Source organism: Haloarcula rubripromontorii, from assembly GCF_001280425.1.
GTDB classification, from domain to species: Archaea; Halobacteriota; Halobacteria; order Halobacteriales; family Haloarculaceae; genus Haloarcula; species Haloarcula rubripromontorii.
The window spans coordinates 315,658-328,008 of sequence record NZ_LIUF01000003.1 but is presented as its reverse complement, the minus strand read 5'-3'; the positions used below and the strand labels follow the sequence as shown (position 1 = coordinate 328,008).

Genomic DNA, 12,351 nt, shown 5'->3' with positions numbered 1-12,351 from the left:
GCGACGAAGGTTTAGGTAGGATGGGGGACAACGAACTCGTATGTACCGCGCCAGCAACCGAATCGAGCACAAAGAGTGGCTCTCCGATATCGAGGCGGCGTCGGACAGGCTCGACCTCGGGACGGCGGCGCGGTCCCACGCGGTCGATCTGTTTCTCTCGACAGTCCCGGAGGAGGACCGGTCGAAACAGGCGACGATGGCGGCCAGCGTGTACGTCGGTGCCTTGGTTGCCGGTGAGGAGCGCTCCCAGTCAGCCGTCGCAGAGGCGACGGGCGTCTCCCGGTTGACGATTCAGCAACGCTGGAAGGACCTGCTGGAGACAGCCGGACTCGAAGCGCCGGGCTGGTAGCTACGGAAGGTTTTGACGACCAGTGCGGTTCGGCGTGAGGTTCCCGTGTTCGTCGATTTCGCCCTTGACGATCCGGGTCGAAGAAATGATGTCGCCGTCCTCGGCGCGGACGTGCGGGACGACTTCGATTTCGAGCGGGTCGTGACCTCGTTCCTCGCGGATTTCGTTGATGCGGCGGCCGCCAGTCTCCGTCTCGGGCGAGACAACGAGCGTGTCGAACTGCGGCTCTGTGGCGATGCCGGTTGGCTCGGTGAGTTCCCGGACCTCCCACTCGCGCCCTTTCTCAGCGGCGAGCGTCGCGAGTTCGTCGGCGAGTGCGGATTGCCGTTCGCTGAACGGGCGAACGTGGCGCTGGTCGTGGCGCGTCTTCGGCGCGAGGTCGTCGCTGGTGAGGCCAACTGTCACGTCCCCGAGTTCGAATGCGCGTTCGAACAGCGCGCGGTGGCCGTCGTGAATCGGGTCGAACGTTCCCCCCAGCGCGACATTCATATCCCGGGCAACGGCACGGGCAGGTTTAGTAATATCGACTTGCGAAACAGCCTGCTGGAGACGGGGTTGACTACACGTCGGCGTCGTCGTTTTCGTTCTCGGACCCGTCCTCTTCGCTGCCACTCTCCTCGCTTGTGTCGTCGTCGTTCGCATCCTCGACAGAGATCGTAACCGGCTCGTCGTCAGGTTCTAGTGTCGTTTCGCCGCCGATGTGATCGTCGAGGTTGAACACCGTGTTCAGTTCCGACTGGATGTCACCGACGATGGTGTTGACGAGGTCGCTCGGCGAGATGGCACTGTACTCGTAGGGGTTGTTGCCCGCACCGTCGCTCTCACGCTTTTGACGCGTTACAACCTCTTCCTCGGTGAGCGCGGCCAGGGCCTCGCGGACAGTGCTCGGATACAGGCCGGTCCCCTCGGCTATCTCCTCGCTGGTGCTTTCGGGCTGCTGTCGCAGGTGAACGTAGATCCGCGCCCGCGTCTCCGTGTCGAGGACCCACGCTAGCAGGTCGACAATCCCTTCGTCGAACTGCTCGACCGCGCGATCTGCCTCCTGCTCGATTCGGTCACGGACATCGTCTGTGTCCTCCAGGTCGTCGTGGTCGTTGTCGTCTGCAGACATACGTTGTCTCTGTGAGGACAAAAGCTACAGCTGGATAAAAACCTTGGCTATGGCTCTCTGCCGTGTCAATCAGCCGGTTCCGCTCCCAGGTCAGGCCAGTCGCAGTGAGTCCGCAAGCGCCATGACGCCCTCCTCCGAGCGAAGCCGGCGCTGTCGCTTTGCACCGCTTTCGCGGTCGTACAGCTCCCACAGCCCATCGATATCCAGTCGGTCACTCTCGATTTCGACTAGCTCCTCGACCGAGCGTGTGGTCGAGAGATCACGCGACAGCAGGTCCGCGGACTGGCCGTGGCGGATCGCGCGCCACTTGTTCTCGTCGAGGAACTCTCGGCGGAGTCGTCGGCCCGATTCTCCGTCCTCGTAGCGCTCAGCGAGGTCGATCACAAGTTCGTGGACGTACTCGACGAAGGCAAGCACCCGGTCCGGGTCTGCTTGCCCGTCCGGCGCACGCACTTCAACGGTGCCGTGGCCGGAGTGGGGCCGCACGTCGAACCAGAGTTCGCCGCGGTCATCGATACTCCCCGTTTCGAGCATCCGCCGCTCGTATGCCTCGAAGGCGGCGTAATCGTCGAACGCCGTCGGCATTCCGGTATTGGGAAGCGCCTCGAATATCTTCCCGCGGGCAGACTGCAGCCCGGTGTCGAAGCCGTTCCAGTACGGGGAGTTGGCCGACAGCGCGAGCATCAGCGGGAGATGCCATCGGAGTTCGTTCGCCACCCAGACGGCCTTATCAGCGTCGTCGACACCGACGTGGACGTGCAGGCCAGCGGTCGTGTTGCGGTGCTGTGGATACTGAATGCGGTCCAGCTGTGACTTGTACCGAGGCTTCTCGGCGTGTTCGAGTTCGCGCCACTTCGCCAGCGGGTGCAGGCCCGCGGCGGCGATCCCGAACCCGTTCGCGTCAGCGTGGTCGACCAGCGCGTTCCGGACCGACCGGAGGTGGTCACCGGCGTCCGCCGGGTCGTCGATCCGCGGCGTTTGCGTCTCGATAACGCACTTGAACAGTTCGTGGTCGAGCCGGCCGTCGAGAACCGCTGGCGGCTCCGTCTCGTAGACGAGCTCGTCTGTGCCAGACGTCGGGCGACCGAACTCGTCGACGACGTAGAACTCTTCCTCGATGCCGAGCGTCCCCATCCGGGTAAAATGCTCGGCAGAACCCGTCGCGTCCATTACTCAGCACATCGGAATCGACCCGGTAAAGCCTTCCGTCCCTGCCCGCACAGCCCGCATAATTGGTCCGCTCCTGAAGTGAGTCGCGTGAACAGAACGGACCGAATCAGTCCTCGCGGGGCCGGGCAACGATACCGAGGTGGTCCTCGTGATACGGGTCCAGACGCGCCGTCTCAAGCAATTCGTACTCGGCGCTGAGTTCCTCGCGTACGTTGTCGAACACGGCGTCGGGGTCGGCGGTCACGTCCTCGCTCCGGGCCTTGATCGCCGCGAGGAGCCGACCGTCGTCTCCGAGGAACCGCTTGTTGAGCGCCGCCACCCGGGCTTGCCCTCTTGTCGCCACGTCCTGCACGACGACATCGACCGGTTCGACGACGTGGGCGTAGCTCCCGGGCTTGCGGGCGTCCTTGAGCAGCGGAAAGAGGTTCTGCCGGCTCTCTGCAGCGTCCAGCAGTTCTCGAACCGGCCGGGGCGCGAACTCGACGGCGTAGGTTGGCCCGCCGAAATCAGCGACGTGACTCACGGTTGTCCCGGCCGCCGCACCGAGATACAGCACGGTCTCACCACCGTCGAGGCCGGTGTCCATTCCCTGTTCGAGCATTGCGCCGAGCTTCGAGCGGTGGGGGTCCCACCGCCGCCAGTCGCCGTCGGTCCGCTCGCCGTACACCGGCTGGCCCTGCGTGGCGAGGCTCGTCTCGCCGCCGAAGGCGTGACGCTCGACGCCGCGTGGGAGCGTCATTCGTCGTCTCCCTCCTCGGCTCGTGCCTGAATCCGTTCGATTCGTTCATCGAGTTCCGCCTGCAGGTCCGGCCGGCGGTCGCCGCTATAGTGGTCGATTCGGGCGGCAATCGAGAGCTTCCCGGCGAGTGCTCGCGCGGCCGACCCGCGGTCCTCGCGGCGGGTCCCGCGCACGTACTCGTGGGTGAAGATGACGCCGTGTTTCGGCGACGGGGCCGACCCCTTGAGGTGGGCAAAGAGCGCGTCCTCGGCTCCGAGGACCTGTACCGTCCCGCTCGGTTTCTTCGCCAGCGCTTCGAGGCCGCCGGCCAGTGAAATGAGCCGGGACGCCAGCACCGGCCCGGCCAGCATCGAGAGGTTGGGCGCGACAGCGGGCGCGGTCCGCTCGATGTAGGCCCGGAGCGCATCCGCCTCGTCGGCCAGCGCGGCCGTCTGCTCGGCCAGCGACCGGAGCGCGCGGTCGCCCTCGTCCTCCCCGTTCCGGTCGGCCAGCGAGCGGGCGTACTCGACGCCGCTTCCGCTATCGCCGTATCGGCTCCCGCCCCATTCAGCGACCCGTTCGGAGAGTTCATTCGCCGTGCGTTCGCAGTCGGCCATCGCCCGCACCGCGTGGACCAGCTGCTGGTCGTCAGCGCCCTCCTGTTCGGCGACCGCCGCGCTGGTGGCCGCCATCGTCACCTCGTGCAGCCGGTCGTAGTAGGCCGCTTCGTCGTTTGCGAACCCCGCCGCGACGGCCTGTTGTGGCCAGTCTTCCGGCGTGTCGGCTCGCCCGGCCGCTATCTGTTCGACAGCGACCGCGTCGTCGTCCGGGTCCAGCCCGGCGAACCACCCGTTGCTCATAGCCGTGTGTGCACGCCCGATGCGAAAAAGTGGCCCGGTTAGCGTCTGCGAAACGCGCTCGCTCTCACTTTGAGCCGGCCTCAGCGCATTCCTGGCGGCGGACCGCGGTCCCGCGGGTCGTCGTCGCCGTCCTCTTCTTCGAGGTCGATACCGGCCTCCTTGCGTCGGCGAATCACCGCCTGTAGCTGTCGGTAGTAGTACAGCGTTCCCACCACGCCGATGACGATGGCGATGGCCGACAGGCCGCCGAACAGCCACAGGTCACGGTCGAGGTAATACCGGACGATAATCTGATCGGAGCTCACCTCGTCCCAGCGGATGACCTGCTGGCCGTCGACGGTCTCGGACTCGTAGCCGCCGGGGCTGATCCGCGAAAGGAACGGTATCCCGGCCCCCGTGTTGGGCGGGAGCACGACCGTGTACGAGCCCTCCCCGCCGAGTGTCGGAGAGGCGAAGCGCTTGCCGGTCCGCCCAACTGAGTACCCCACTTTTCCGGAGACGTTCCCCGGGAAGGAGATAGTGGTTCGCTGGCGAGTCTCCGAGGCACTCAGCGAAGATTCGTTTGCGCTAACGACCGTCCCGTTGGGATATCTGAACCGGAGCGCGCTGATAGGGACGCTCCGCTCGCGCCCGAGGCCGTCGACGGTGTACACGTCGAACGTCGTCTCGTTTTCGACGGCGTAGACGGCTGTGTATTTCGACTCCTCGATGACGATGGTCCCGTCAGCAGCGGTGTTCCAGTCGTAGCTCGCGTTCTCGTTCAGCCGCTCCGGGTCGACCTCTTCGGAGCCGAAGAAGCCGGTACAGCCCGAGAGGGCGACCAGTGCGAGCACGGCGACCAACAGGAGGTGGCGGCGTTTCATAGCTCGAAATCAGGGCACGATTGCCAGTAGCTCCGACGGCATGTACTGCCCGATATCGGCGAGCAGTCCCGGCGGGTCAGTGTCCGGGTTGCAGATGATGCTCTGTTCCAACAGGCCGATACGTTCGACAGTGACGATATCCTGTGCGTGGCCGGCGCGGTTGACAGTCGCACGCGCCTCCGAGCGGGTGACGCTGTTTGCGTTGATGCGGCCGTTGCCGCGGGTCCACTCGTAGAGCCGGTCCCGCTCCTCGTCGGCCAGCCGCGGCGGGTCGCCGGCGACGAACCGGAGCGGGAGGTGCTGGACCAGCCCGAAGCGCTTACGTATCTGTGTCGGCGTCCCCTGCCCGAGACCGAGCTGCTCGGCCGGAATCCGGACCGTCTGGCCGAATCCGACATCGAGAACGAAGCCGTCCTCGTCCCAGCTGTCGAGCGTGCCAACATACGTCTCTCCCTCTTCGTGGTCGGCGACCAGCTCGCCGAACTCCTCGCGGAGGAGGTTCCGTGCCACGGTCTCGTCGGGGCCGTCGACGGTCACCGACGGGAACTCGTCGTCCCGGAGGCCGATGTCGTACTCCACATCGAGGTCGCCGAGTTCGTTGCCGACCATCGAGCGCAGTCCGTCGAGCGTACGGTCCCGGGCGTCGCCGGCGACGTACACTTTTGTACCGAGAACGACCATCAGGCTTCCACGTCCACGTCGGCGTTCAGTTCGTCTCTGAGCTCCTCGATGCGGTTCTCCATCGCGGTGACGAGACGAGTGTTCTCCATCGTCTCGACCTGATTGCCACATTCGGGGCACTCGAAGCCGAACTCCATCGCCTCGCCGAATTCGAAGCGGATGCCACAGTGCTCACAGAGGTAAAACTCGTTTTCCCGCTCGTACTCGCGGCGCTCTTCGAGGCCGTCAAGCAGGCGGTGCATCTCCTCTTGCAGTTGTTCGGGGATCTTCTCGTACTGGAACGTCCAGAGGTACGTGAGCCATCCGGAATCCTCGTCCCGGAGTCGACGATAGGTCGCGAGGTCGTTCTCGTAGAGAATAAACAGCGCTCTGCGCACGTCGTTCAGTTCGAGCCCGAGCTCTTCGGCCAGTTCCTCGTCGGTCACTTCGCCGTCCGGCGGCGCGGCGGCGACCGGCATCCCTTTCGGTCCGACCAGCTCGTGGAGGTACTTCTGTATGACGGGGTCCTCCAAGAGTTCCTCAAAAGCCATTACCCGCACATCCGGGAGTCACGTGGTTAAAACCATCGGGTCGTCCTCTCTCGAACGCCGACGCCCGGGACCGTGCTGCTGGTTCGGAGCGCTCTCGTGCCCGATGTTCAGCAACAGCGGCGGTGAGCAATGGTTTCCGCCACCTCTTGAAACCGTACCAACAGCTACACTCCGCTATTCGATCCGTTCGACTGGCGTCCGACAGGAGGAACACGTCTCTTTGTCGATAGCGACGAAGACGGAGTCACAGGACGGACACTCGTAGAGATTCGATTCGGGTTCCCCGGTCGCATCCGCACCGTCGTCGCCGGCAGAGCTAGCCTGAATGCGTTTATCACTCACTGTTCCGGCCTGTGGTCCGGTGTCTGACTGCTGCTTCCCACCCGAGAGTACGTTTGATACAGATTTTTTGATTTTGTCTAGCATCGCGAGTTGCTGCCGAATAGTAGTCAGTTGGATTACTTTAACAGCTATGGTTTTCAAACCACGGACAGTTCCGGGTCGCCTGATTTATCCGTGAACGGTCATAGGTCGTCAAGCGGCCGTGGCGACGCCTGCTTGTACTCGATGACATCGAACCCGTCGTACGACTCTCGGGACAGTTCTGTCCACTCTGAACCCATATCCGGGAAATACCGGTCGCCCTCGTTGCGTTCGTGGATGCGGCTGAGGAAAACCCGGCTAGCGAACGGGAGAAACAGGTCGTACACCGCCTCGCCGCCGATGACGTAAGTGATAGGCGGCGAGTCGCCTGTGCCCGCGCTGTCACCGGCGAACGCCTCGGTGTTACCGGCGCGGGCGGCGGCTTCGACAGCGATCTGAGGCGTCGTGGCGTACTCGACTGTCTCCGAATTGGCACTCCGGCTGTCGTCGCTGGTCAGGACGACGGTGTAGCAGTCCGGAATAGGCTTCATCGACTCAAACGTCCGCCGGCCGAGGATGATAGGGTGGCCGGCGATGCGGGCCTTGTACTGACGCACGTCCTCCGGGTAGTGCCAGGGGACACCACCATCCAGGCCGATGACGTTGTTCTCGTCGGCGGCGACCACGAGGACCAGTTCGGTGTCGGGTATCGTCGTCATTTGTATCCCAGCGCCTCCAGTCGCTCGTCGAGGTCCCCGGCAAACTGCGTGTCGGACGCATCCTCGAACTCGGTGTAGCCGTCGAGCGGCGTCGCAATATCCACGTCGGTGTACCGGTCGCTGTCGAAGTGATCTTGGACGATGGCGGCATCGATATCGCTATCCTCGGCTGTGCCGCCACAGCCTTTGATGATGGATTCGTGGGCACTGTCGCCCCACGCCGCCCGTTTTCGCACTTCGTCGCCGGGCCGGTCGTGATAGACCAGTCTGGCGTGTTTTGCGAACGGAGCGGCGTCCCCACAGACCCGTTCGGCTTCCTCGCGCATCGCCGGGCCGATGGGGGCCTGTGACGCGACGACAGTCCCGTTCGGCGACGCAAACATCGGGCCGTCGGCGTTGCCGTCGCCGAGCGCCATCGCGCGGACGGCGTCTGGGAATCGGCTGAGGGTCGCCAGATCGGTGACGCGGTGTCCCTCGCGCTGGCCGGGGGCGCGGACGACGAGCGGGACGTGGTACATTGTGTCGTGTGTTCCGATGCGATGGCTGACCGCCGGCGGCTCCGAAGGAATCGCCGTTGGCTCGCCGAAGCCCTCGCCGTGGTCGCCGGCGAAGACGACCAGCGTATCGTCGAGGGCACCTTGCTCGTCCAGCCCGCGGATCAGGGTCTCGAAGATGGCGTCTGCCTGCCGGACTGCGCCGTCGTATATCTGTTCGAGAATGCCAGCAAAGCCAAGCGAGAGATTCCCGGAGAGGAACTCCCAGTGCCACTTGAATCCCATCGACTCCTGCATGTCGCGGGAGCGTTCGTCGCTCCACTCGTCGTACTCGGGAAGCGGTTCGTACGGGCGGTGGGTGTCCATTAGATTGATACAGGCTGCCCAGTCGCTCTCCCGCTCAGAGATCCACTCGAGCGTCCGGTCGGCGTACCAGAAGCCGTTCGGCCAGTCGCCCAGCGAGCCGTTGGTCTCGTAGGCCGAATCGTACTGTTCGGGCGAGCCGACAGCCGTCTGGAACACGTCATCGAGTCCTGATTCGTGGTCGGTCAGGAACGGATTGTCGGAGAACAATCCCGTGTCATAGCCCGCTGCTGCCAGTTCCTCGAAGATTGTGTGGCCGGCGTCGAGTCTCGCGGTGTGGTCGACGCCGTGTTCGTGGGTTTCGTGGCCCGTGAACAGGCTGACGTGGCTGGGGACGGTCCAGTTGCTCGGGCTGCGAGCCTGCGTGTACACCGTCGCCTCCTCGGCGAAGGCGTCGAGGAAAGGCGTGGTCTCCCGCCGATAGCCCAAGACGGAGGTGTTCCGGGCGCGGAGACTGTCGGCGACGACGAGCAACACGTTGTGACGCGACATCTGCGCGAGAGTTAGCGTCGAGCGGTAAAAGGCCCGCGGCACAACTGCGTGGGTATCACTCCTCGTCGGGGTCGACGACCCGCTTGCCGGTTTCCTGCGGGACGACCACCCTGTCGGGGTTCTCCCACTCGCGGTCCAGCTCCCGGCCCTCGAACAGGCGGTCGAGGAAGACGGCCAGCGAGGCGACCTCGGAGTGTGGCTGGTTGGTGACGCCGACGTTCCAGTCAGCGTGTTCGTACACCTCGAAGGGGACTTTCTCCGCGCCGACGACGACCAGCAGCGGGTCTTCGGCGTGGGCCTCGCGAACATCGGCCTCGATGTCCTGAACCGGCTCGCCGTACATCGTCAGGTGGACGACGCGACCCTCGAAATCGCGGATGAGCCGCTTTGGCTCCTCCGTCGAGGCCACGTCGAAGGGGCCGCCGAACCGGTCGGTGATGTCGATGACGGTGTCGGCCTGATTGCGGGCGGCGTTTGCCAGCACGACCTTGTCGGCCCCGAGCGCGCGTGCGGTCAGCCCGACGTGGGTCGTCATCCGCTCGTCCCGACCGGGCCGGTGGCCCAGCCGAAGCACCGTCACCTGCGGCGAGTCCTTCATTCGTCGCTCCGTGCCGCTTCGATAGCTGCCCGTACGGGCTCGTAGGCGATTTCGCTCCACTCGACCTGCTCGCCGTTGACGAACACGGCTGGTGTTCCCTGAACGCCCCGGTCGATACCGGCCTCGCGGTCGCCGGAGACCGTTGGGCGGTACAGTTCCCCCGTCGCAGCCGCTCGAATAGCCTCGCCGTCGACGTCCAGTCCCTCCGTCAGGTCGGCGTAGGTGTCTGGCCCCAGTTGGGTCTGGTTTGCGAACAGGCGCTTGGAGTAGGTGAAGAAGGCGTCGTCGCCGACGGTGTCCTGTACGGCACGCGCGGCGCTTGCGGCCTGCCACGATACTTCTTCGTCGACCGGTATCGGGAAGTCGTGGAACTCGTAGCGGATGGTTCCATCAGCGAGGTAGTCGTCCTGAACCTCTGGGAAGACAGACTCCGAGTAGGTCGCGCAGTGCGGACAGGCGTAATCCTCGTACACCGCGACCGTAACGTCAGCCTCGGGGTCGCCCGCGACCGGCGTCGAGAGCGGTTGGCCCGGTGCGGGGGTCGGCGTCTCCGTTCCGGCCGACTCGGAACCGCCACCGACACACCCGGCCAGCGCGCCGAGAGCGACAGTCGTCGCCGAGAGGAAGCCGCGGCGAGTGAATCGAGTCATAGCCGACTCTCACAGGGGAAGCTATAAAACGACGTTGTCATCCGTTACGTGGCTACCGTCTCCACTGGAATCGGCCGCGACCGCAACGTTTTACCTCGCATACGAAACATCGCAACTATGGACGTATCAGAGAAGCGAATAGTCGTCACCGGCGGGGCGGGCTTTATCGGGTCACATCTGGTCGAGCGCCTCGTTCCGGACAACGACGTACTGGTCGTCGACAACGAAGCGAGCGGACAATCCGAATGGGTTCATGAGGACGCAACCTATCTAGATGGTGACCTCACTGATTCCGATGTCGTCGCCGAGGCCATCACGAGCGATGTCGACCTCGTCGTCCACCTCGCGGCGTCGAAACTGGTGGATACGGACACGCCCCGCCGGCAGTTCGAGGACAACAGCGACATCACGTACAACATCCTCGAACGAATGCAGGACGCTGGCGTCGAGAATCTGGTGTTTACGTCGTCGTCCACAGTATACGGCGAAGCGCCGCGGCCGACACCGGAAGACTACGCGCCGCTTGAGCCGATCAGCGTCTACGGCGCGACGAAACTCGCCGAGGAGTCACTCGTCTCGACGTACGCCCACAGCCACGACATCCAGTCGTGGGTGTTCCGGTTTGCGAACATTGTCGGCCCGCGCCTGCGCGGGGCGGTCATTCCCGACTTCATCGAGAAACTCACCGAGGACCCGTCGACGCTGACGATTCTCGGCGACGGCCGCCAAGAGAAATCCTACATGCACATCTCCGAGTGCATCGACGCGATGCTGTTCGCCGTCGAACACGCCGACAGGGACCACAACGTGTTCAACCTCGGCACGCGGACGACCACCTCGGTCGACCGCATCGCCAGCATCGTCGCCGACGAGATGGATATCGACCCCGAGTACGAGTACACCGGCGGCGACCGCGGCTGGACCGGCGACGTGCCGCGGATGCGCCTCTCTATCGACAAGCTCTCAGCGCTCGGCTGGGAACCCGAACAGTCGAGCGACGACGCGGTACGGCAGTCGACCCGCGAACTGCTCGAAGAACTCTGAGGCGGCTTAGGCCGGATACGTACCGTTCAATTGTGCCTTTTCGACGACGTGGCCGCTGGCCGCGTCGTACACGTCATCTTTGTCTGCTGCCGGGGAGAGGTCGAGCGTCGTATCCAGCGCGTACAGGAGGAACCGATAGGTGTGTTCCCGGTCGGGCGGACTCGGACCGCCCCACCCCACCTCGCCGAAGTCGTTCTGTCCCTCTGTCGCCTCGTCAGGCACCCATCCCTCCGGAATCCGGCCGACATCTGGCGGGATGTTCCAGACGAGCCAGTGGTCCCACACCTTTCCGGCCGGTTCCTCGGCGTCGGGGTCGTCAACGATGAGGAGGAGCGACGACGCGTCCGGCGGGACGTTCTCGACCTCCAGCGGGGGGTTCGTGTTCGCCGCCGAATAGCCGTGTTCCTCGGGAATACGGTCACCGTCATCGAACGCCGGGCTTCGGAGGTGTAGCTCTGGCATGTCCGGGAATATGACAGCCAAGCACAAAAAATCGTCCCGGCAGCCATTTGCGGCTCCGCACCGAAGCGCCGGACGTGCAGGTCGTGGGCTACCGTGCGCGGGTCGACGAACACGCCGCGCTCCTGTTGGCCGAGAACGGGAGCGTGACCACTGAGCGACTGGACCCGGACACCGAACTCTCGTACACGCTCGGCGAGCGCCACTGTGCCGGTGCAGTCGACGGCGACCGCCACTTCCGCTGTGACAACGACCCCGCGCCGTACTGCCCGGAACACACCGACATCTGGCCGTGTGCCCGCTGTACCGGGGACTGCAACAAACCACTCGACACTTGCGATGAGGAACACGCGGTGTATCTGGCGGCGTTCGCGCCCGATATCATCAAGGTCGGCGTCACTCGCTCCTGGCGGCTGGAGACGCGGCTCCGCGAGCAGGGGGCCGACAGGGCCGCCCACCTCCGGACCGTCGCCGACGGCCGCATCGCCCGGCAAGTCGAGGCCGACATTGCCGCCGAACTGGGGGACCGGGTCAGGGTCCCCACGAAAATATCTGGCTTCGACCAGTCCGTCGACACCGACTGGTGGGCATCGCTGTGCGAGCGCTACGACCCGCTTGCGACCTACGACTTCGAGTACGGTCTGACTCTGTCGGACCGACCGATGGCCGAAACCCTGGCGACAGGGACCGTCCGAGGGACGAAAGGACGAGTCGCCGTGCTTGCGAACAACGGCAGCATCTACGCCGTGGACCTCCGCCAGCTCGTCGGCTACGAACTCATAGACGGCCGAACCGACCGGGATCTGCAGTCGAGCCTCGGCGCGTTCGGGTAACGCCGGAGACTGCCGTCGCTGTAATCTGCATTTGAAGTACAGAAGACATTTAAT

General features: G+C 64.6%; 17 protein-coding genes. 3 read left to right on the top strand and 14 right to left on the bottom strand.

All coding sequences use genetic code 11. From position 1 onward, the window contains the following. Positions 1 to 40: 40 nt before the first annotated feature. Positions 41 to 349 carry a cyclin gene (locus AMS69_RS11300; RefSeq protein ID WP_053968175.1) on the top strand — a complete coding sequence of 103 codons (309 nt, stop codon included), beginning with the start codon at positions 41 to 43 and terminating at the stop codon, positions 347 to 349. On the opposite strand, the gene AMS69_RS11295 is transcribed toward AMS69_RS11300, so the two are convergent. The 13 genes from AMS69_RS11295 to AMS69_RS11235 all read right to left on the bottom strand — a co-directional run bounded on the left by AMS69_RS11295 (position 350) and on the right by AMS69_RS11235 (position 9,961). After that, positions 350 to 838, bottom strand: coding sequence for a phosphopantetheine adenylyltransferase (locus AMS69_RS11295; protein ID WP_053968174.1), 489 nt, complete (start codon positions 836 to 838; stop codon positions 350 to 352). 70 nt (positions 839 to 908) lie between these two features. Further along, a complete protein-coding gene (locus tag AMS69_RS11290; RefSeq protein WP_053968173.1) occupies positions 909 to 1,460 on the bottom strand; it encodes a winged helix-turn-helix domain-containing protein in 552 nt (183 codons plus the stop codon). A gap of 90 nt (positions 1,461 to 1,550) precedes the next feature. Next, entirely contained in the window at positions 1,551 to 2,630 is a 1,080-nt protein-coding gene (locus tag AMS69_RS11285) for a glutamate--cysteine ligase (protein ID WP_053968172.1), read from the bottom strand. 106 nt (positions 2,631 to 2,736) lie between these two features. Further along, on the bottom strand, positions 2,737 to 3,369 hold the full coding sequence (locus AMS69_RS11280; protein ID WP_053968171.1) for a fibrillarin-like rRNA/tRNA 2'-O-methyltransferase: 633 nt from the start codon (positions 3,367 to 3,369) through the stop codon (positions 2,737 to 2,739). Continuing rightward, positions 3,366 to 4,208, bottom strand: a complete 843-nt coding sequence (locus tag AMS69_RS11275; RefSeq protein ID WP_053968170.1) for an NOP5/NOP56 family protein — start codon at positions 4,206 to 4,208, stop codon at positions 3,366 to 3,368. The genes AMS69_RS11280 and AMS69_RS11275 overlap by 4 nt, the downstream gene beginning before the upstream one ends. Positions 4,209 to 4,288: 80 nt before the next feature. Further along, complete coding sequence (locus AMS69_RS11270) at positions 4,289 to 5,071, bottom strand: DUF5803 family protein (protein WP_053968169.1); 783 nt, start codon at positions 5,069 to 5,071, stop codon at positions 4,289 to 4,291. Positions 5,072 to 5,080: 9 nt separating this feature from the next. Beyond that, on the bottom strand, positions 5,081 to 5,752 hold the full coding sequence (locus tag AMS69_RS11265) for a DUF2110 family protein (RefSeq protein WP_053968168.1): 672 nt from the start codon (positions 5,750 to 5,752) through the stop codon (positions 5,081 to 5,083). After that, on the bottom strand, positions 5,752 to 6,282 hold the full coding sequence (tfe, locus tag AMS69_RS11260) for a transcription factor E (RefSeq protein ID WP_004592762.1): 531 nt from the start codon (positions 6,280 to 6,282) through the stop codon (positions 5,752 to 5,754). Before tfe ends, AMS69_RS11265 begins: the two co-directional genes overlap by 1 nt. Positions 6,283 to 6,456: 174 nt before the next feature. Further along, positions 6,457 to 6,624: a hypothetical protein gene (locus AMS69_RS11255; protein ID WP_238378384.1), complete on the bottom strand. Its 168-nt coding sequence runs from the start codon at positions 6,622 to 6,624 to the stop codon at positions 6,457 to 6,459. Positions 6,625 to 6,806: 182 nt separating this feature from the next. Next, positions 6,807 to 7,364 (bottom strand): dihydrofolate reductase, encoded by a 558-nt coding sequence (locus tag AMS69_RS11250; RefSeq protein WP_053968166.1) that lies wholly within the window; start codon positions 7,362 to 7,364, stop codon positions 6,807 to 6,809. Then, the gene (locus AMS69_RS11245) at positions 7,361 to 8,713 is read right to left on the bottom strand and encodes a sulfatase (protein WP_053968165.1); all 1,353 of its coding nucleotides are present in this window, start codon (positions 8,711 to 8,713) and stop codon (positions 7,361 to 7,363) included. The genes AMS69_RS11250 and AMS69_RS11245 overlap by 4 nt, the downstream gene beginning before the upstream one ends. A gap of 55 nt (positions 8,714 to 8,768) precedes the next feature. Next, a complete protein-coding gene (locus AMS69_RS11240; protein WP_053968164.1) occupies positions 8,769 to 9,311 on the bottom strand; it encodes a tRNA (cytidine(56)-2'-O)-methyltransferase in 543 nt (180 codons plus the stop codon). Further along, positions 9,308 to 9,961, bottom strand: a complete 654-nt coding sequence (locus tag AMS69_RS11235; protein WP_053968163.1) for a DsbA family protein — start codon at positions 9,959 to 9,961, stop codon at positions 9,308 to 9,310. Before AMS69_RS11235 ends, AMS69_RS11240 begins: the two co-directional genes overlap by 4 nt. 117 nt (positions 9,962 to 10,078) lie before the next feature. Between AMS69_RS11235 and AMS69_RS11230 the strand changes: the two genes are divergently transcribed. Beyond that, positions 10,079 to 11,005, top strand: coding sequence for an NAD-dependent epimerase/dehydratase family protein (locus tag AMS69_RS11230; RefSeq protein ID WP_053968162.1), 927 nt, complete (start codon positions 10,079 to 10,081; stop codon positions 11,003 to 11,005). Between the two features lie 6 nt (positions 11,006 to 11,011). Here AMS69_RS11230 and AMS69_RS11225 read toward each other — a convergent pair whose 3' ends face one another. Beyond that, entirely contained in the window at positions 11,012 to 11,467 is a 456-nt protein-coding gene (locus AMS69_RS11225; RefSeq protein ID WP_053968161.1) for a YbhB/YbcL family Raf kinase inhibitor-like protein, read from the bottom strand. A 47-nt stretch (positions 11,468 to 11,514) separates the two neighbouring features. Here AMS69_RS11225 and AMS69_RS11220 point away from each other — a divergent pair, with 47 nt between their 5' ends. After that, positions 11,515 to 12,297, top strand: a complete 783-nt coding sequence (locus AMS69_RS11220) for a DUF2797 domain-containing protein (protein WP_080508826.1) — start codon at positions 11,515 to 11,517, stop codon at positions 12,295 to 12,297. Positions 12,298 to 12,351: the final 54 nt, after the last annotated feature.

Excerpts from the sequence above, each read along its gene's own strand:
- tfe (WP_004592762.1), bottom strand. The coding sequence starts at position 6,282 with ATGGCTTTTGAGGAACTCTTGGAGGACCCCGTCATACAGAAGTACCTC.
- AMS69_RS11235 (WP_053968163.1), bottom strand. The coding sequence starts at position 9,961 with ATGACTCGATTCACTCGCCGCGGCTTCCTCTCGGCGACGACTGTCGCT.
- AMS69_RS11285 (WP_053968172.1), bottom strand. The coding sequence starts at position 2,630 with ATGGACGCGACGGGTTCTGCCGAGCATTTTACCCGGATGGGGACGCTC.
- AMS69_RS11225 (WP_053968161.1), bottom strand. The coding sequence starts at position 11,467 with ATGCCAGAGCTACACCTCCGAAGCCCGGCGTTCGATGACGGTGACCGT.
- AMS69_RS11240 (WP_053968164.1), bottom strand. The coding sequence starts at position 9,311 with ATGAAGGACTCGCCGCAGGTGACGGTGCTTCGGCTGGGCCACCGGCCC.
- AMS69_RS11245 (WP_053968165.1), bottom strand. The coding sequence starts at position 8,713 with ATGTCGCGTCACAACGTGTTGCTCGTCGTCGCCGACAGTCTCCGCGCC.
- AMS69_RS11230 (WP_053968162.1), top strand. The coding sequence starts at position 10,079 with ATGGACGTATCAGAGAAGCGAATAGTCGTCACCGGCGGGGCGGGCTTT.
- AMS69_RS11295 (WP_053968174.1), bottom strand. The coding sequence starts at position 838 with ATGAATGTCGCGCTGGGGGGAACGTTCGACCCGATTCACGACGGCCAC.
- AMS69_RS11270 (WP_053968169.1), bottom strand. The coding sequence starts at position 5,071 with ATGAAACGCCGCCACCTCCTGTTGGTCGCCGTGCTCGCACTGGTCGCC.
- AMS69_RS11250 (WP_053968166.1), bottom strand. The coding sequence starts at position 7,364 with ATGACGACGATACCCGACACCGAACTGGTCCTCGTGGTCGCCGCCGAC.
- AMS69_RS11265 (WP_053968168.1), bottom strand. The coding sequence starts at position 5,752 with ATGGTCGTTCTCGGTACAAAAGTGTACGTCGCCGGCGACGCCCGGGAC.
- AMS69_RS11275 (WP_053968170.1), bottom strand. The coding sequence starts at position 4,208 with ATGAGCAACGGGTGGTTCGCCGGGCTGGACCCGGACGACGACGCGGTC.
- AMS69_RS11280 (WP_053968171.1), bottom strand. The coding sequence starts at position 3,369 with ATGACGCTCCCACGCGGCGTCGAGCGTCACGCCTTCGGCGGCGAGACG.
- AMS69_RS11300 (WP_053968175.1), top strand. The coding sequence starts at position 41 with ATGTACCGCGCCAGCAACCGAATCGAGCACAAAGAGTGGCTCTCCGAT.
- AMS69_RS11290 (WP_053968173.1), bottom strand. The coding sequence starts at position 1,460 with ATGTCTGCAGACGACAACGACCACGACGACCTGGAGGACACAGACGAT.